We start from the raw sequence: 18,015 nt of genomic DNA, 5'->3' as shown, positions 1-18,015 counted from the left end.
TCTAATTTCATGAGGATTCGCCATGAACCGCCGCCACTTTTTATCGTATCTGACACTTTCCACGCTGGCCTTTCGCAGCGGGCTAACCTTTGCTGCACCAGCGATCGTAACAACCCAGGTTTTGCCGTTGTGGCCTGATTTACCGCCGGGCGGCGGCGGTCCTGCTGGCGAGCTGGTAATTTCAGCCAAAGGCGCGCAGCGTAATATCGTGCAGCCGACGCTCACAGTAATGACGCCGCCCTCGCCCAATGGCCGAGCGGTATTGATCGCCGCCGGTGGAGGTTATACGCGCATTGAAATGGGCAAAGAAGCCTGGCCCGCCGCAGCCTGGTTGACGGCGCGCGGATATACCGCTTACGTACTGAGTTATCGTTTGCCGCATGAAGGCTGGAAAGATGGCGCGATGGTTTCACTGCAGGATGCACAGCGCGCGTTGCGCGTAATGCGGCAGCGTGAAAAACATGTCAGCGTGCTGGGATTTTCCGCCGGTGGGCATCTGCTTGGTATGGCGGTCACGCGCGCGGATTTCCGCTCGTATATGGCAACCGATGCACTGGATAATCTGCCCGCCACGGCCGATCGCGCTGCGCTGATCTATCCCATCATCACGCTGGAGCCGCCTTACACGCACACCTCAACCCACAAAATCCTGGTTGGAAAAAATGCGCCCGCCAGTGAAGATGCCGCATGGTCGGTGCAGGAGTTTGTTAATCCGCAATCGCCGCCCTTCTTTCTGGTGCAGGCAGAGGATGATCCGATTTCCGATCCGCATAACACGCTGATTATGGCTGACGCCTGTAAGCGCCAGCATGTGCCCGTGGAGATGCATCGCTACAGCAGTGGCGGACATGGATTTGGTATGGGCAGGCCCGGCACGCCAACCATGGCGTGGCCGGAACACTATGAAAGGTGGCTAAAGAGTTAACCGACTTCAGCCGTTTGTTTGCTGGCCAACCCCGCCAGCAAGGTCTGCGAACTGGCCACCGCACCAAAAATCCCGCCTTGCATGTGGATCATGCTGAGCGCCGCCTCGTGGTGTTTCAGCTCGGTCGCCGCGCAACAGTCTGACAATACTAAACACTCAAAGCCGCGATCGTTGGCTTCGCGCAGCGTGGTATGAACGCAGACATCGGTGGTGATGCCGCTGATGATCAGATTCCGAATGCCACGGCTGCGCAGAATCAGTTCGAGATCGGTGGCATAAAACGAACCTTTGCCCGGTTTATCGATGATGACTTCACCCGGCAGCGGCGCCAGTTCCGGGATAATCTCCCAGCCCGGTTCACCGCGCACCAGAATGCGCCCGCACGGGCCGGGCGCGCCTATTTCTGCCTGCATACGCTTTGATCGCCAGCGCTTATTCGCAGGCAAATCACTTAAATCCGGCCGATGCCCTTCGCGTGTATGGATGATCGGGAAGCCCAATTCGCGCATCGTTGCCAGCACCTGCTGCAGCGGCTTAATCGGCGCGCGCGTTAAAGCAATGTCGTAGCCCATGCTATCAACGTAACCGCCCTTGCCGCAGAAATCGGTTTGCATATCGATAACAATCAGCGCGGTATCCTGCGGGCTGCATCGGCCGTCATACGGCCACGAGTAAGGGGTTGAATCAATGGCGTAATCAGGCATTTTTTTCCTCCATCACATTTACCTTACTTTCACGTTTCAGTTTCACAATCAGCGTATAGCTGGCAGCCGCAGTGACTAAGCCAATCACCGCTTCACCAAACTGCGGGAAGGCGATATGCGCAATCACCGCACACAAGCTGCCTATCGCCCAGGCGGCAAAGGCGCTGCCACGCATGCGGCGCAATTTGCGCTGCTCGCTGATTTTGGCCATGAAGATCAAATCGACAATCATCACCGCGCCAAACGGCGGCACCACGATGCCAAGCAAGCTCAGCCATTCGAGGAAATAGGACCACACGCCAGCCAGCGCCAGCGCACCGCCGATCACACCGAGGATTACCGTCCATAAGCGCATTTTGCTGCTGAACAGATGGCTAAAGCCGACCGCGCCGTTATACAGGCAGTGCGTACACACCGAACCGAGATTGATGAAGACAAACAGGAAGGCAATCACCGAGAGCAGCATGCCGTGGCCCATCAGCATTGGCAGGAAGTTGCCGCCGTTGCTCGCCGGATCGACCGCCGCGCCCACCGCCACAATTACCACGCCAAACAGATAAGAGATGACGTTCGCCACCGGGAACGCGGAGAACGCCGCAATCACCGCCGATTTACCGTCTTTTGACCAGCGGGTAAAATCTGCCGTCATGGTGCCGGAATCGGCAAAACCGGCCACCACCATGGTGACTGCGGTGCCCATGCTCATCGCGCCCACCGCGCTGCTGCTGCCGGTAAACTGCGTGATGGTGCTGAAATCGTGATCCTTCCCAATCAGCCACAGCGCCACCAATCCCAACACCACGAACAGCGGTGCCGCGATCATGCCGAGCACAGATAAAGCGCGCACGCCGAGGAAAGTGATCGCGGTATACAGCACCATGGCAAACGCCGTCACCGCCAGCGCGTTCCAGCCAAAGGTTTGATTGATCACTGTACCAGTTAAGCCGGTCTGGAAGGCGTACCAGCCGATCACCACAGTAGAAAGGAAGCCCGAAACCAAAATGTAGCCTTTGGTACCAAAGGTGCGTTTCGCCTGCAGCGCGAAGTTCATACCTGTATTACCGGCGAACCAGCTCAGCGCGCCGACATAGGCAAACAGCACCAGATTGCCCAGCAGGATGGCGATCAGCGCTGGCCAGAAACCGAGATGCCAGGTAATGATGCCGCCAAACAGCGCATTGGTGAGGATCATCGGGAAACCAAACCACACCGCCGACACCGAACCGGTCGAGTGACGATGGCTGAGCGGAACCGGTTCGTGCTCGAACTCCTGCTCTAACGCCGGTGAATTTTTGTTAGTCATGGGCAACTCCGATTGAAACAGGTTTGATGTGATTCCAGGGTTGAATGCGCTCGAATGCGGCAGACGCCGCCAGCACCAGGCCATCGTCCAGATGACGACCCACGATTTGCATGCCAATCGGCAATCCGCTGGCGGTAAAGCCCGCAGGAACAGACGCCGCCGGTTGGCCGGTAAAATTGAATGGGAAGCAGAATGAGAGCCAGTGATCGCTACGCACCATGCGGCCATCGATGATCTCGGGTCCCTGCATGTTGAGCGGGAACGGCGGCACCGCCAGCGTCGGCGACAGCAACAGATCGTAGTGCTGCATAAAGCGCCACATCTGGTTGCACAGCTTTTTGCGCGTGGTGTTGGCGTCGGTAAAGGTTTCAGCGCGCCAGTCGCGTTGCAGCATGGCGCTGAGATGCGGTGACATACGTGAACCGAGTTCAGCCTGCATGTGACGCATGCCGGAAAGATCGCTCTCAAAGGCCACCAGCGCGGCAAAAGTGGCACCTTCATCGGCGATGCCGGGATCGACCTCATCCAGCTCGGCGCCAAGTTCACGGGCAAAACGGCGTGCGGCCTGTGTGACAATGTCACGCACTTCAGGATCGACAGCGATGTAACCGAAATCCGCGCTGAAGGCGATGCGCAGACCGCTCAGCGGCTTATTCAGCGAGCCCAGCCAATCCACATCACTGCATGGAATCGAGTGGCGATCGCGCATATCCGGCCCCGCCATCACCGACATCATCAGTGCGCTGTCGCGCACCGAACGTGTCATCGGGCCGATATGCTCCAGCGATTCCCAGCTGGAAACGCCGGGATAACGCTCGTCGCGACAGCCCGGCCACAAAGGTACGCGCCCCATTGACGCTTTTAGGCCAAACACGCCGCAGTGCGCAGCAGGAATGCGCACCGAACCGCCGCCGTCGCTGCCTAAGGCAATCGGACACAGGCGCGCTGCCAGTGCCGCACCGGAACCGGCGCTGGATCCGCCCGGCGTTTTGCTGAGATCCCACGGATTGCGCGGTGATGGAAACAGCGGATTATGCCCGACGCCGCTGTAACCAAATTCCGGCGCGGTGGTTTTCCCCAGCAGCACCGCATCAGCGGCCAGCAGGCGTTCAACCGTGATGTCATCTTCTTCCGGGACAAAATCGGCGTAGGCATGCGATCCCGAGGTGGTTTTCACTCCGGCGGTGCAAATCAGGTCTTTTACCGCCAGCGGCACGCCAGCCAGCGCACCCAGCGTTTCGCCGCGCGCACGTTTCGCATCAACGGCAGCCGCCTGTTGCAGTGCCAGCTGTGGTGTAGTGGTACAAAACGCCTGAATCTGCGGCTCGCGCTGCTCCATGCGATCGATTGCGGCTTGCGTCATTTCTTGCGCCGAAACATCGCCGCTACGGATTAGCGCCGCCAGCGTGGTGGCATCTTCATCCAACAGTGCATCAAACATGCGAATACTCCCGATTTATGACTTATCGGAAACGTTGCAGTTTGCGTGCCAATAAACGCCGAAAATAAGAGTGCTGGCTGCCAGGCCAGATGGGATACGCTCTTGGATACAAGATCGAATACTTATGTTTCTTTACAATGCAGGCGTAAAGACCAAAAGCACGAAAATGGCGCAGCGGTGCGCCACGATGGAGAGCGGCTTAATCAGCCGCATGGATTAAATCCACCACAACCTGTTCGATCACCTCAACCACGCGTCTGACGCGTAGCGGGATAAAGCGCGCGTCGGGAAACACCGCGTAAAGAAAACGGTCTGGCAGACGATATTGCGGCAAGATGCGCACCAGCGTTCCTGATTGCAACGCTTCGTGCACCAGCGGTAATTGCATGCCGCCGACACCAATATTCGCCTGCAGCGCCTGCAACAATCCTTCGCTGCTGTTGGCACGAAACACGGTATTTACCGCTAGCGCCACGCTTTCCTGATGGGAAATCAGGCGCAGCGGCGCCTCTTTATCGATGCCGCTGAAGCGGACATGCGGATGCGCCGCCAACTCTGCCAGCGTGGTAATCGGCGTCGCATGTACCCGTTCAGGTGCAGCGAACAGCGGTGTTTCAATACGCGCCAGTAATCGCGCTGGAAACATCTCAGGCGGCGTTTCACTCAGGCGCAACGCGATATCCACGCCTTCACTCACCAGTTCAGCCACACGATCGTCGAGCGCTATGGTCAGATGCAGTTCAGGGTTCGCTGTTTGCAGCGCCAGCAAATGCGACAGGAAGCGCTGGCCTAATCCGCTGGGTAGCTGGATATGCACGCTGCCTTGCAACGCTTGCTGCGCCGGACGCAACTGGCTCTCCACTTCCTGCATGGCAGCAAGCAGCGGCTGCATCTGCTGCAAATAACGCTCGCCCTGCTCGGTCAATTTCATGGCGCGCGTAGTGCGGTGCAGCAACACGATGCCGAGTTCATCCTCCAGCGCGGCGATTTGCTGGCTCACGGCGGACTGTTTCATGCCGCACAGGCGCGCCGCCGCCGAAAACGATCCGGCTTGCGCCACGCGAATGAAGGTGTTGATGGCGTTGAGTTTGTTATTCATTTAATGATTTTTTTGATAAGTGACATCTAAATTGTGGGATATCAGCAATAAAAATAATAGATAACACTGCAGCTGTCTTATTCACAGGAGAATCATCATGTCGCAAACACATAACGTCGCATTGGTAGCAGGCGCGACCGGGATTGTTGGCAGTCAGCTGGTCACCGCACTGCGTCAGCAGGATTGGCAGGTAATCGGTCTGACGCGCCAGCCCGCAATCTCAACGCAAGATATCCCTTTCATCCACGTTGATCTGCGGGATGCGCAACAGAGCGCGCAAGCGCTGGCCCCGCTCAATCAGGTCACGCATATCTTCTACAGCGCGTGGCTGAATGCCGCCAGCTGGCGCGAGATGGTCGAGCCTAACGTGACGATGCTGCGCAATCTGGTGGTTAACATCGATAAGGTCGCGCCGCTGCGCAGCGTCAGTTTGATGCAGGGATATAAAGTATATGGCGCGCATTTGGGGCCGTTCAAAACGCCCGCGCGTGAGAGCGATCCCGGCGTGGCGGGAGCCGAATTCAATGCGGAACAGCTGCGCTGGCTCAGTGACTTTCAACGCGGAAAAAGCTGGCACTGGCATGCCCTGCGACCCGGCGTGGTCGGCAGCGCGCTGCCCGGCAATGCCATGAACCTGGCGCTGAGCATCGCGCTCTATGCCTCTCTGTGTAAATCTCAGGGTTTGCCGCTACGTTTTCCCGGTTCTTCACTCGCCTGGCACAGCATGGTCGATCACACCGATGGCGGATTGCTGGCGCAGGCCACGCTGTGGGCGGCCAATGCGCCTGGCGCCCACAATCAGGCATTCAACGTCAACAACGGCGATTTGTGGCGCTGGAGCGAATTATGGCCGGCGATCGCCCGCTGGTTTGAACTGGAATGCGCGCCAGCGGTAAATCTGTCGTTTCATCAGCTTTTCCAGGATTACCGCGACCAATGGCAAAACATCGCTGAACAATATCAGCTGATCGAGCCGGATATCTTGCAACTGAATGATGGGCAATTTGCCGATTTTGTCTTTGGCTGGGATTACGACATGTTTGGTGACGGCAGCAAATTGCGGCGCGCGGGTTTTAGCGGATATCAGGCAACGGATGAGATGTTCTTTACGCTGTTTACGCAGTTACGCGCAGCACGCATTATCCCTTAAGCCAACAGGGAAGCCTGCGCTTCCCTGTTATTAATCGATTAATGCAAAATAGTTTTAGAGAAAACCTGAATCACTACAATGCCCAGCCCGATTAACATTAAGCCCGCCATTGCAGCAAAATCCAGTTTCTGGTTGTAGAAAAAATAAGACATGACCGACACCAAAAATATGCCCATTCCAGCCCAGATAGAATAAGCAATGCCGACATTCATCTGTTTAACCACTTGAGATAATCCATAAAATGAAATGGCATAACCGATTACCACAACCACGCTGGGAATAAGGCGTGAGAATCCTTGCGAAGCCTTCATCATGGTTGTGGCAATCGTCTCAGCGACGATGGATATCGCCAGTATCACGTAAACATTATTCATAAAGCCCTCTTAAATGCCCGAGAGTAAACACGCATTATAGAGTAGCTGTTAGAGGTTGTTTTTCCAACGGATTAAATCGCGCTTCAGTAACGTCAGACCAATCGCCACCACCATAATATCTTTGAAAATAAACGAATCGAGTCCGCCCAACTGCGGTAACAGGCTTAGCGTGACTAATCCGGTAAGAATCAACAATCCAGCGCCTATCATGCCTAAATCCGGACGCTTAAAACCCGCAATAAGCAGAATAACCGTGATGAGTTCAACCACACCAAGAAAATAGCTGCTGCCGTGCAGGCCAAGGAAGTAGGGAAAAATACTCAGCCATGTTTTGGTAAATATGGGCTGCAGCGCCTGAACTTCAAATTCAAACCACTTTGCCATACCAAAAACCAGGAAAATAATAATCACCGATAATCTCAACACCATCGGTTCTTTGCTCGCGAGGAAATGGACCACTCGTGAAGTACAGATTTGTTTAGCTGTTGTCATAATAAACTCTCCAGTGATTTATGCAGCCAGCTCAATAAGAAATGAGCTGGCATAAAGTCATGGTTCATGATGTCGATTACATCTCAACGCTGTCATATAAGGTGGCGGTGGCATAACCCTGATTACGCGTGTTGATATAGGTCACGCGATAAAAATCACTGCCCTTCATCTCGGCTTTCGCCGCCAGTTTTGTCACCAGTTCACTGTGCGTACCGCCCTGTACACTGATACTGCCGGTACGCACCACATTTTCACTGCTGTTACGCGTGAGTTCCTGAGCTGCGTTGGAGAAAAATGGGATCAAAACCAAAACTGCGATGATTGCGCTTTTCATAATATCTTCCTTTTGTTAGTGTTCGCTAAAATATATAACGCAGCTGAAGAGCAAACGCACCACATTTTATTAGTGATCACTAAAATATGTGATGGCTTTATCAGAAAGTTCAGATCGCAAGGGAGTTATGTAAATGAATGTCAACAAAAAATCAGGCAGACCGCGTCTGTTACCCAAAGAAGAGCTGGCGGCGATCATGTTCTCGATCTTTGCGAACAAAGGTTATGAAGCCACGTCACTCAACGATCTTACCCAGGCAACGGGTACCAAACCCGCCACCTTGTATCAGGCCTTTGGCAATAAAGAAGGGATGTTTATTGCTGCGCTTGAACACTACAAAACGACGTGGCTGGCGGATCTGGAGAAGATTCTTTCCTCAGAGGAATTGAGTTTTAACAATAAGATTAAGCAGTTCCTGTTTTCGGCGTTTAACCTTTTTTCCTGCGAAGGCAAACCGCCAGGCTGCTTGTTGGTGTTCTCCTCGCTCTCATTTCGCCCTGAAGCCTCATCGTTAGGTGCTGAGTTATTCAACGAACGTCATGCATTTAAAGCGTGGATCATCGAGGAAGCGCAGCGTGCACAGCAGAACAACACCCTTTCAGGCAAATTATCTCCTGGAGAAACCGCTGAATTTATTCTGACTTTCGAAAGCGGTTTAGCCCTGATGGCGCTGGATAATCCCGACCAGAAGGTGATTAACAGTATGATCGATAAGATGATCGATGCAGTGATGTGCGAGTGAGGCCAGATATTGTGATGTTAAAAACAGCCATATCTCCGCCTGGTTAATCGCTATATACTCCGGTGCATATCGAATTCAGGAGCCTTTATGCACATCTCTTTTAAGCGGATTATTCTCGCGGGATTACTCACTTTCGCCTCGTTGCACAGCTATGCCAGCCGCGTCGTCACCGATCAAATTGGCCGTCAGGTGGAGATTCCGGACAAGATTGATCGCGTAGTGGTACTGCAACATCAAACCCTGAACCTGCTGGTGCAGCTAAACGCCACCGATAAAATCGTCGGGATTTTGGCGAACTGGAAGCAGCAATTAGGTGAGGGTTATGCGCAATTGGTGCCGGAACTAACGCAAAAAGCGATGCTGGGCGATTTGACGCATGTTGATTTGGAAAAGCTGGTGGCGCTGCATCCGCAGGTGGTGTTTGTCACCAACTATGCGCCGAAAGAGATGATCGACCAGATTTCTGCCTTGGGCATTCCGGTGCTGGCGATTTCACTGCGTCACGATGAAGCCGGTCAGCAAGGCAAAATTAATCCCAGCATGCAGAATGAAGATCAGGCTTACGATCTCGGCATTAAGGAAGGCATCACGCTGATTGGCAATGTGGTTAATAAGCCAAAACAGGCGCAGGAATTGATTGATGCCGCCTTTGCGGGACGCAAAATCGTCAGCGATCGTTTGAAGAATCTGCCCGAACAACAGCGCGTACGTGCCTATATGGCGAATCCCGATCTCACCACTTACGGATCGGGTAAATACACTGGCTTGATGATGGCGCATGCGGGCGCATTCAACGTGGCGGCCGCGCCCGTGCAGGGTTTCAAACAGGTCAGCATGGAACAGGTTGTGGCGTGGAATCCGCAGGTGATTTTCGTGCAGGATCGCTATCCTAACGTGGTGCCGGAGATCCAGCAGGATGCGCGCTGGCAAACCATTGACGCGGTGAAAAATCATCGGGTGTGGCTAATGCCGGAATACGCCAAAGCGTGGGGCTATCCGATGCCAGAAGCGATTGGCCTCGGTGAACTGTGGATGGCGAAAAAGCTCTACCCGGAAAAATTCCGCGACATCGATATACAACAACAAGCCGATCGCTGGTATCAGCGCTTCTACCGGACGCATTATCATGACCACGCTGAAGATTCTGGCCGCCGGTAGTTTACGCGCCGTGTGGCCGGATTTGGTGGCGGCATTTAGCGCGCTTTCCGGCCTTTCACTCACCACCAATTTCGCTCCAGCGGGCCTGCTGCGTCAGCGCATCGAAGCAGGTGAACCCTGCGACTTCTTTGCTTCCGCCAATCGAAGGCATCCTGAAGCGCTATTGCAGTCGGGACGCGCAATAGAAGTGGGATTATTTGCCGCCAACACGCTGTGCCTGACGGCGCGGCGTGACATTGTCACGAAAGCGGATGATTGGTTATCGCTGCTGTGCCGGGATGATTTGCGCTTAGCGACCTCAACACCTCTCAGCGATCCCTCGGGTGATTACGCCTGGCAACTGTTTGATAACATTGAGCAACGGCATCCCGGATTAGGAATCATGCTGAAAACCAAAGCGCGTGCTTTGGTCGGCGGTCCAGACAGTTTGGTGGTGCCCGCTGGTGAACTGGCGGCACAATGGTTGATTGAGCAGCAACGCGCTGACATGTTTATCGGTTACGCCAGCTATGCGCCGCGCTTGCGGCGCTGCCCGCAGCTACAGGTGATAAGCATCCCCGCGCCCTTCAACGTTCAGGCCAAATACGGCTGGGCGAGCTGCTCAGCTGCCGCACAGCCTTTCGCGGTATTTCTCTCATCCGCTGCGGCGCAAACAATTCTGCAGCAGCACGGTTTTATACCGTTTACGGATCGGTAGCCGAACGCTTATTTCCAAGCTGCTGCTGCAGCCAACTCGCCGCCCTTTTATAGCGACTCAAGCGCTGTGCCGGTGCCAAAACCTGACGCAGCAGCAGGCAATAATCCATCACCAATCCCGGCGTCCAGGTCATGCCTTCGGCGCGACTGCGCACCAGGCTCAACAGCCAGAAGTCAGGATTAAACAGCACCCATAAACCCTGTAAACCGCGCTCGCCGAGCAAACCTTCGGTGGCGACATCCAGCGCCTGAATCACGCTGGTGGAACAGTTACGTGAGGTCAGGTTATAGCGCGTGTCGCTGGCGTTGCTGAGCCAGAAATTACGCAGCGCTTGCTGATTATAATGTGGCAGCGTCAGGCGTTTGTCGGGCCGACACCACGCTTTGATCTCTTTCTCCAGTGAAGGCAGGAAACAACCTTCTACATCAAACTCCTCTTTCGCGCGTAACGTTTTCAGAAAGCCACGAAAATCGCGGGAAACGTCATCCGCAGGATAGAGGCTGATGTAAATCTCTTCGCCCATTTCCAGCGAGGTATGGCCGGTAGAGACTTCGCCGCGATGGTCAATCGCCGCCACCCAGCGATCAAACCACGGACGACGACCTGCCACATCGCCGGAACCCACCGGCGTCCAGATGTAGACGTTAAGTGGCGTGCTCACCGCATTCTGACTCATCGGCGGATGCACATAGCCTAATCCGTGCGGCGCACGCAGACCGGCACGCGTAAACATTGGCAATGCAGTGACGCTGGTGTTGGCGGGTAAAGCGTGGATTTGTGCCGTCATCACCAACAGATTGATGCCCCAACCCAACAGCAACAACGCAAAACACAGCGGCACAATCACATGCGGTGATAGCGGCCAGTTGGTGGCAATCAGCACGCTGAACACCAACTCGCTACAGCCGAGCGTTAATTTGCGCGTCCAGCGCCGACAGCGCATCAGGCAACATGAGATGACGCGAAAACCGCCATCGAGTAAAAACACCGTAGCGAATGCCAGGGAAAGGCAAACGCCGCTGTCGTGGGGAGCGAGAAACACCAGCGCGCCAAAGATCAGCAATATCGTCGATTTCATCAAAGACGGCCAGGCGATACCGGCGGGGGCATAAAACGCATTTAACGCTTCCGCTCCACCCTCTAATGCCAAAAACATGCCTAAAAGCTGCAAAGGAAAGGAGACCGTTCCATGTTGCAGCAGATCCATGACGATCCCGGCACTGGCCCCAAGACAAATCACACCTAACGCGGCGAGATAAGGCCAGCCGGATCTGAGTGCCGGCCCACCCATCAGCAGAAACAGTAATCGCAACAAATGAACACTCCAGCGCTTAACTCAAAGCTCAGTACGCTCTGTAGACGCGGGCAATCTGCAGGAGTTCGGCGATCGCCCTCTAATTCTGACTTCGTTTACTGATGGTTGTAACAATGAGGGCACTGTACGTGGCGAAGCTTAAAATTGGCTTAACGATTAACCGGTTTACACAGTGATAGCCAACAATACCAGGCACAACAGCAGAACATAGGTACGCGCATGCCAGACATCGGGCACCGCCGGAATACAGCGGCGGGCAAACACCATCCCGATAAAACCGGCGACCACCAGCAGCAGTAAAATTTTCAGGCTGATAAAGCCGAGATAACCGCTGGCAGGAATCTGCTGCCAGCCGCTGATGGCGTAAGTTATCGCGCCAAAAATGGCGACCGGCAGCGACAGCGGATTAGCCGCGCTGACGCAATCGCGCATGGCATAACCATGACGACGCAGCAGCGGCACGGTCATTACGCTGCCGCCAACGCCGAGCATGGCGGCGATCACACCAATCACTGTGCCGCCTGCGCTGACGGTCAGCTGCGACAACATTCGCGGTGTAGTGCGGCTAAAAAAGCCTTTCCGCAGCAGGCAATCAGCGATAGTCACCACCATGTAAAGCATAAACAGCCTGCGCACCCACATGTCGCTCATCACGCCCGCCAGCCAGGATCCGATCACCGCACCGAGCGCGATAAACCAGATTAGCGGCAACAAAGGGACATCATGCAATTTGCCCGCCCGCCAGTTTTGATAGCTGGCCCAACTGGCGTTGAAAATCATCACGGCGGTCGAGGTTGCCACCGCGATATGCATCGCCTGCGCCGCCAGCAGTGGCTGCTGCAACAGCAATTGATAGACAAACGGCACCACCACAAAACCGCCGCCAAAGCCAAACAACACCGTGGTGATGCCGGTGGCAAAACCCGCCAACCCAATAATTAACAGCTCGTTCATCGCCTTTCTCTGCATCATGAAAAGAGTGATGCAGCTTACGCAGCAAGCAGCCCGCTTCCCATTTGCGCAGCGCTCATTTACCCTTGCAAATCAGTCAATTTGCGGTGGATGTCGGGGATGCGAAATAGTCACATTGATGAATACGACCATATTGATCGTGACGTGGTGGCGCTGGGCAATGACTACGCGCAGGGATTTGTGCTGCCAGAGCATCGCCATCGCCGCGCGCAGTTGCTGTATGGCGCGACAGGTTTAATGCACGTCGCAACGCAGGCGGGCGAATGGGTGGTACCGCCGCAGCATGCGGTGTGGATTCCGCCGAACACTGCGCACAGCGTGAAGTTTATCGGCGTCTCGACGCGCAGTTTGTATATCGAGCCGGCTTGTGCGGCAGCCTTGCTCGATCGCTGTAGCGTCATCAGCGTCTCGCCGCTGCTGCGACAGCTGTTAATTGAAGCGGTTGATTTACCGCTGTTATATGCATCCGATCGCGATCGAACGCTGGTGCAGTTGCTGCTATTGGAGCTGGCGGCGATGCCAGCACGGGAATTCGATATTCCGCTGCCGCAGCATCCGGCGCTGTTGGAGCAATGTCAGAACTTTTTAATGGCGCCAACCATTCATGATGCCGCCGATCGTTGGGCCAGCGCGCTGTTTATGAGCCCCAGCACCTTCCGCCGCCATTTCCTGCAGCAAACCGGCTTGTCCTTCTCAGCCTGGCGACAACGCGCCTGCGTGGTGACGGCGCTGGCGTGGCTGGTGGCGGGCAAATCGGTTAATGAGGTGGCGATATCGCTCGGCTATGACAGCAGCTCCGCTTTCTCCACTATGTTTCGTCGCGTCACCGGTCAGGTGCCATCATTTTATATCGACCAAAATTGAGCAAAGTTTCGCCACCACTTTGGCGATTTCAGGCTGAAAACCGGCTTTTCTTAGCCAGAATCATTTGCCTAACACACTGATTATTTGGTCATTCCTTCAAGCCCAAATGCATGTCGAACATTCAGGCGCTTAACTGCTGCTGCACCGCATCTAAAAACGCACGCAGCGCCGCCGGTTGCCTTTCACGCGACATGTAAAGACCATAGATCGCCAGCGTTTTTGGCTGATAAGCCGGCAGTACGGTTTGCAATTGTCCGTTGTCGATGGCGTTGCGCGCTTCCATCTCCGGCACCATCGCCACTCCACAACCGGCAATCGCCGCATCACACAACACCGACGAGATGCCTGCGCTGAAATTACCGTGCACCGCTGCGGAGATTGTTTCGCCGTGCGCATCTAAAAATTGCCAGCTCTGCCCAGCGAAACGGCTGTAATGCAGACAGTTATGCTGCGCGAGATCGGCTGGCGTGTGCGGCAAACCATGCGCCTGCAGATAGTCCGGCGACGCGCACACCACCGAAACACACTCGCCTAAACGTCGGGCAATGGCGCCAGGTTCGGGATCGTCGGTAATGCGCACCGCCACATCAATGCGCTCACCGATCAAACTCACCGGCTGATTGTTGATCTCCAGCTCAATGCGCACCGCCGGGAAACGCGCCAGGAATGCCGGGATCATTGGCCCCAGAATATGCGTGGCGGTGGAGTGCGCACATGCGACGCGCAACGTGCCGTGCGGCTCGCTATCCGCGCCCTGATCGGCAATCTCTTCGGCTAATCTGGCTAGCGCGCGCGATTTTTCGAGGATCTTCTCGCCAGCGGGCGTGATGGTTAGCTTGCGCGATGATCGGTGCAGTAAACGCGCGCCGGCCCACTTCTCCATTTCATCCAGATAGCGGCTGACCATCGGCCGCGAAATATCCAACGCACGCGCCGCAGCACTTAAGCTGCCCAGCTCGCAAATGCGGTTAAACACTGTTGCCGCCGTGACTCTGTCCATGTTGGCTCCATCTGATCGTTTTATGAAACTGATCATATCCAGTTTCGGGAATTCTACCAGCCAGCGATTTCCCTACAATAGAGCCCACAAATACGGCGAGGTGCCGGATAAAGGAAAATTCGATGAAAATGAAAACGCTGACACTGGCATTGGCCTTTGCCGCCCTGCCTGCCTTCGCTGCGCCGCTCCATTTAGAGGTGTATAACCCGCAGGAGAACGGCATTTTCCCGGTCTCTTCCACGCTGGTTTCCGGACAGCATGAAGCAATATTGTTTGATGCGCAGTTCAGCACCAAAGACGGTGAAAAGCTGGTGCAGATGATTAAAGCCAGCGGCAAAAAGCTGACGCAGATTGTCATCACCTCCGGCGATCCTGACTTCTATTTCGGTCTGGAACCGATTGTAAAAGCGTTCCCGCAGGTGAAGATTGTGGCGACGTCGGACGTGGTGAAACACATCGAAGCGACCAAAGCCGCCAAACTGGCGTATTGGGGTCCGCAGATGAAGAACGGCGCACCAAAGCAGTTGTATGTTCCGCAGGTTACGCATGCAACCAGCTTTAAAATCGACGGTGAAACGCTGGAACTGCGTCACGCCGATGATTACGCCGCTTACGTGTGGATCCCGGCCAACAAAGCGATTCTCGGTGGCACCGGCGTGGCTTCCGGCATTCACGTCTGGACCGCCGATACACAAACGCCAGTTATTCGTCAGCAGTGGCGTAATGTACTGAGCGAAATGCAAAAACTGCAACCTAAACAGGTGATTCCGGGCCATTATCTTGGCGAGCGCCCGGCGGGTGATGAGGCGATTACCTTTACCTTGAACTACCTGCAAACCTTTGAGAAAGCGTTACAGCAGCATAAAGGTTCGGCGCAGGTGATCGAGACCATGAAAGCCGCTTATCCGCATCTGCCGGAGGAGAGTTCATTGGATCTGAGCGCCAAAGTGAATACCGGCGAGATGAAGTGGTAATGGATGTTTCAGTGAGTGAGGTCGCCATAAATGGCGCCCCTACGAAAAACTGCTCCAATCCCTTGTAGGGTCGCCATTCATGGCGACCTCTCGAAAGACCGCAGATAATCCAGCAAATACAAAGCGCGTTTGATTTGATAGGATTTTGGCCCGAATTTGCGAAATAAGGTTGCGGGTCATGCCCCAAAAGAGAGCGACGCTGATTGGTTTAATGGCCATTCTGCTGTGGAGCGCGATTGTAGGACTAATTAAAAATGTCAGTGAAGGATTCGGCCCGGTGGGCGGTGCGGCACTGATATACAGCGCCAGCGCGGTTTTGCTGATTTTCACCGTAGGCTTGCCAAAACTGCGCTCTTTTCCGCGCCGCTATTTGATTATCGGCAGCGTACTGTTCGTCTGTTATGAACTCTGCCTGTCGCTTTCACTAGGCTTTACCCACAGCGGACGCCAGGCGATTGAAGTCGGCATGGTCAATTATCTCTGGCCAAGTTTGACCATCGTTTTAGCGGTGATAGTGAATCGGCAAAAAACCCATCCGCTGATTATTCCGGGCGTGTTGCTGGCGGTTGCGGGCATTTGTCGCGTTTTGGGCGGCGATCAGGGTTTTTCATTCAGCGAGATCGCCAATAACGTGATGGATAATCCGTTGAGTTACGGCCTGGCATTAAGCGGCGCGGTGATCTGGGCGGTATATTGTGTGGTAACCAAAAAAATTGCTAATGGCAGCAATGGCATAACGCTGTTCTTTATCCTAACCGCACTGACGCTTTGGCTGAAGTTTTTGCTCTCGCCACAGCCGCCGTTTGTATTATCCGTTGGGGTTTGCGTCAGTCTGGCGCTAGCGGCGATGGCGATGGGCTTTGGCTATGCCGCATGGAATGTCGGTATTCTACATGGTAACGTCACCATTTTGGCCGCCGCGTCTTACTTCATTCCGATCATCTCCTCGCTTCTCGCCGCCTTTATTCTGCGCTCGCATCTCACCGTCGCCTTCTGGCAAGGCACCGCGATGGTTAGCCTCGGATCGCTAATGTGCTGGTGGTCAACGCGCGTGCGGAAAGCGTAATACTAATCCTTAGCACAAAATTTACTCATTGATCATTTCCTGCACAGATAGCGATCTGTTGCTACTATAGCGACGCAACACACAGCAATGCGTTGCTACGAGAATTTCAGATTGGTAACGTTTACCTGGCCCGCGCTTAGCGGGCTTTTTTTTGCCGGTTATAAATAACGCGGCTTTTCGGTGCGGAATCCCAGGCCAATTAAGCGGCCAAACAGATGGCGCAGGAACGGAAAGCGGCTGATCATCTGTGGCACTTTGCTCGGTGTAGAACGTTTGCGTTTGTTGCTGCTCATCTTGATTTGCAGGAACTGGGTTGCGACCGTTGGAAACTGGCGGCGCTGCTGCACTTTTTGCAGATCGTGCAAGGCAACCTTGCCCTGCTGCAGCGGTTTGGTCAGCATATTGGCCGCTGCTACCGCATCCTGAATCGCCAGGTTAACCCCAACGCCACCAATCGGCGACATCGCATGCGCAGCATCGCCGATACAGAGCACGCCGGGTTTCATCCAGTGATCGAGGCGGTCGATGCGAATCGACAATAGCTTGAGTTTGTCCCACTCATCGACTTCCACCATGCGCTCTGCACTGAACGGTGCCACCTGCGCCATGGTGCTTTTCAGTGCATCCAATCCCGCCAGTTTTAACTCGTCGAACTGGTTTTTCTGAATGGTGTAGCCGCACTGCCAATAATCACCGCGATCAATGACAATGAAGTTCTGCTTCGGCCCTTTATGGCCCATGCCCAGCTGCGGATCATCGGGATGTTTCTCCAGCCGGAACCACAACACATCGCGTGGCGCACCGAAGCTTTTTCCGGTGAGTCCGGCTTTGGCTTTGACCTGCGAATTGCGGCCATCTGCACCTATTACTAACGAAGTGCGAATAATGTGACGCTCGTTACCCTGTAACGTTTTCACACCGCTGATTGCGCCATCCTCATAAACGAAGTCATCAAATGCGGTGGATTGCAGCAGAGTAAACCCCGGAAATTCAGAGGCTTTTTTAGCGAGAAAGTTGAGGAAATCCCACTGCGGCATAAAGGCGATAAAGCGGCACTGAACCGGCAAACGTGAGAAATCGGCCATGGTGATCTCTTCGCCAGCCACTTCCGCTTGCAGCTTCTCCGCGCGTTGATGTGGCAAGGTTAGCAGCTCATCCAGCAAGCCAAGCTGGCGCATGATCTCCAGCGTTGAGGGATGAATGGTGTCGCCGCGAAAATCGCGCAGAAAGTCGGGATGTTTTTCGATTACCACCGCACGTAAACCCGCGCGCGCCAGTAAATAGCCCAACATCAATCCCGCCGGACCGCCGCCAACGATACAACAATCCGCGCTTAACGCATTTTCCTGTGCTGACTGCATCCTGTGCCTCACGCCAAAAATGATAATGGTTATCATTTATAGCA

19 protein-coding genes are annotated in these 18,015 nt (G+C 54.6%); 8 read left to right on the top strand and 11 right to left on the bottom strand.

Going from position 1 to position 18,015, the window contains the following annotated elements:
- Positions 1-22: 22 nt before the first annotated feature.
- The gene (locus tag FHW71_RS21425; protein ID WP_179452989.1) at positions 23-925 is read left to right on the top strand and encodes an alpha/beta hydrolase; all 903 of its coding nucleotides are present in this window, start codon (positions 23-25) and stop codon (positions 923-925) included.
- On the opposite strand, the gene FHW71_RS21420 is transcribed toward FHW71_RS21425, so the two are convergent.
- From FHW71_RS21420 to FHW71_RS21405, 4 genes are all read right to left on the bottom strand, one after another.
- Positions 922-1,629, bottom strand: a complete 708-nt coding sequence (locus FHW71_RS21420) for an isochorismatase family cysteine hydrolase (RefSeq protein ID WP_008106898.1) — start codon at positions 1,627-1,629, stop codon at positions 922-924. The genes FHW71_RS21425 and FHW71_RS21420 overlap by 4 nt on opposite strands.
- Positions 1,622-2,932 (bottom strand): cytosine permease, encoded by a 1,311-nt coding sequence (locus FHW71_RS21415; RefSeq protein WP_179452988.1) that lies wholly within the window; start codon positions 2,930-2,932, stop codon positions 1,622-1,624. The genes FHW71_RS21420 and FHW71_RS21415 overlap by 8 nt, the downstream gene beginning before the upstream one ends.
- The gene (locus tag FHW71_RS21410) at positions 2,925-4,373 is read right to left on the bottom strand and encodes an amidase (RefSeq protein ID WP_179452987.1); all 1,449 of its coding nucleotides are present in this window, start codon (positions 4,371-4,373) and stop codon (positions 2,925-2,927) included. Before FHW71_RS21410 ends, FHW71_RS21415 begins: the two co-directional genes overlap by 8 nt.
- Positions 4,374-4,572: 199 nt before the next feature.
- Positions 4,573-5,472, bottom strand: coding sequence for a LysR family transcriptional regulator (locus FHW71_RS21405; RefSeq protein ID WP_179452986.1), 900 nt, complete (start codon positions 5,470-5,472; stop codon positions 4,573-4,575).
- Positions 5,473-5,569: 97 nt separating this feature from the next.
- Here FHW71_RS21405 and FHW71_RS21400 point away from each other — a divergent pair, with 97 nt between their 5' ends.
- A complete protein-coding gene (locus FHW71_RS21400) occupies positions 5,570-6,622 on the top strand; it encodes an SDR family oxidoreductase (protein ID WP_179452985.1) in 1,053 nt (350 codons plus the stop codon).
- 38 nt (positions 6,623-6,660) lie between these two features.
- Here FHW71_RS21400 and FHW71_RS21395 read toward each other — a convergent pair whose 3' ends face one another.
- From FHW71_RS21395 to FHW71_RS21385, 3 genes are all read right to left on the bottom strand, one after another.
- Complete coding sequence (locus tag FHW71_RS21395) at positions 6,661-6,996, bottom strand: SMR family transporter (RefSeq protein ID WP_008106908.1); 336 nt, start codon at positions 6,994-6,996, stop codon at positions 6,661-6,663.
- 48 nt (positions 6,997-7,044) lie between these two features.
- Positions 7,045-7,488, bottom strand: coding sequence for a DUF417 family protein (locus FHW71_RS21390; RefSeq protein ID WP_179452984.1), 444 nt, complete (start codon positions 7,486-7,488; stop codon positions 7,045-7,047).
- Between the two features lie 76 nt (positions 7,489-7,564).
- Positions 7,565-7,822 (bottom strand): YdgH/BhsA/McbA-like domain containing protein, encoded by a 258-nt coding sequence (locus FHW71_RS21385; protein WP_008106912.1) that lies wholly within the window; start codon positions 7,820-7,822, stop codon positions 7,565-7,567.
- Positions 7,823-7,955: 133 nt separating this feature from the next.
- Between FHW71_RS21385 and FHW71_RS21380 the strand changes: the two genes are divergently transcribed.
- From FHW71_RS21380 to FHW71_RS21370, 3 genes are all read left to right on the top strand, one after another.
- Positions 7,956-8,564: a TetR/AcrR family transcriptional regulator gene (locus tag FHW71_RS21380; RefSeq protein ID WP_179452983.1), complete on the top strand. Its 609-nt coding sequence runs from the start codon at positions 7,956-7,958 to the stop codon at positions 8,562-8,564.
- An 87-nt stretch (positions 8,565-8,651) separates the two neighbouring features.
- Positions 8,652-9,722 (top strand): ABC transporter substrate-binding protein, encoded by a 1,071-nt coding sequence (locus FHW71_RS21375; protein ID WP_218889495.1) that lies wholly within the window; start codon positions 8,652-8,654, stop codon positions 9,720-9,722.
- A complete protein-coding gene (locus FHW71_RS21370; RefSeq protein WP_179452982.1) occupies positions 9,691-10,419 on the top strand; it encodes a substrate-binding domain-containing protein in 729 nt (242 codons plus the stop codon). Before FHW71_RS21375 ends, FHW71_RS21370 begins: the two co-directional genes overlap by 32 nt.
- On the opposite strand, the gene FHW71_RS21365 is transcribed toward FHW71_RS21370, so the two are convergent.
- Both FHW71_RS21365 and FHW71_RS21360 read right to left on the bottom strand, forming a co-directional pair.
- Positions 10,406-11,731, bottom strand: a complete 1,326-nt coding sequence (locus tag FHW71_RS21365) for a hypothetical protein (protein WP_286176392.1) — start codon at positions 11,729-11,731, stop codon at positions 10,406-10,408. The genes FHW71_RS21370 and FHW71_RS21365 overlap by 14 nt on opposite strands.
- Before the next feature lie 168 nt (positions 11,732-11,899).
- Positions 11,900-12,688, bottom strand: a complete 789-nt coding sequence (locus FHW71_RS21360) for a sulfite exporter TauE/SafE family protein (protein WP_179452980.1) — start codon at positions 12,686-12,688, stop codon at positions 11,900-11,902.
- 117 nt (positions 12,689-12,805) lie between these two features.
- Between FHW71_RS21360 and FHW71_RS21355 the strand changes: the two genes are divergently transcribed.
- On the top strand, positions 12,806-13,570 hold the full coding sequence (locus FHW71_RS21355) for a helix-turn-helix transcriptional regulator (protein ID WP_179452979.1): 765 nt from the start codon (positions 12,806-12,808) through the stop codon (positions 13,568-13,570).
- A gap of 121 nt (positions 13,571-13,691) precedes the next feature.
- On the opposite strand, the gene FHW71_RS21350 is transcribed toward FHW71_RS21355, so the two are convergent.
- Positions 13,692-14,570: a LysR family transcriptional regulator gene (locus FHW71_RS21350; protein ID WP_179452978.1), complete on the bottom strand. Its 879-nt coding sequence runs from the start codon at positions 14,568-14,570 to the stop codon at positions 13,692-13,694.
- 122 nt (positions 14,571-14,692) lie between these two features.
- On the opposite strand from FHW71_RS21350, the gene FHW71_RS21345 reads away from it, so the two are divergent.
- Positions 14,693-15,544 (top strand): Vmh family MBL fold metallo-hydrolase, encoded by an 852-nt coding sequence (locus FHW71_RS21345; protein ID WP_179452977.1) that lies wholly within the window; start codon positions 14,693-14,695, stop codon positions 15,542-15,544.
- Between the two features lie 178 nt (positions 15,545-15,722).
- On the top strand, positions 15,723-16,610 hold the full coding sequence (gene yddG / locus FHW71_RS21340; protein WP_179452976.1) for an aromatic amino acid DMT transporter YddG: 888 nt from the start codon (positions 15,723-15,725) through the stop codon (positions 16,608-16,610).
- Between the two features lie 158 nt (positions 16,611-16,768).
- On the opposite strand, the gene FHW71_RS21335 is transcribed toward yddG, so the two are convergent.
- Positions 16,769-17,971 (bottom strand): FAD-dependent oxidoreductase, encoded by a 1,203-nt coding sequence (locus FHW71_RS21335; RefSeq protein WP_179452975.1) that lies wholly within the window; start codon positions 17,969-17,971, stop codon positions 16,769-16,771.
- Positions 17,972-18,015 lie beyond the last annotated feature (44 nt).

The organism is Enterobacter sp. Sphag1F (genome assembly GCF_014193275.1).
Taxonomy (GTDB): domain Bacteria; phylum Pseudomonadota; class Gammaproteobacteria; order Enterobacterales; family Enterobacteriaceae; genus Pantoea; species Pantoea symbiotica.
The sequence above is the reverse complement of the archived record's forward strand: the minus strand, read 5'-3'. Positions and strand labels throughout refer to the sequence as shown.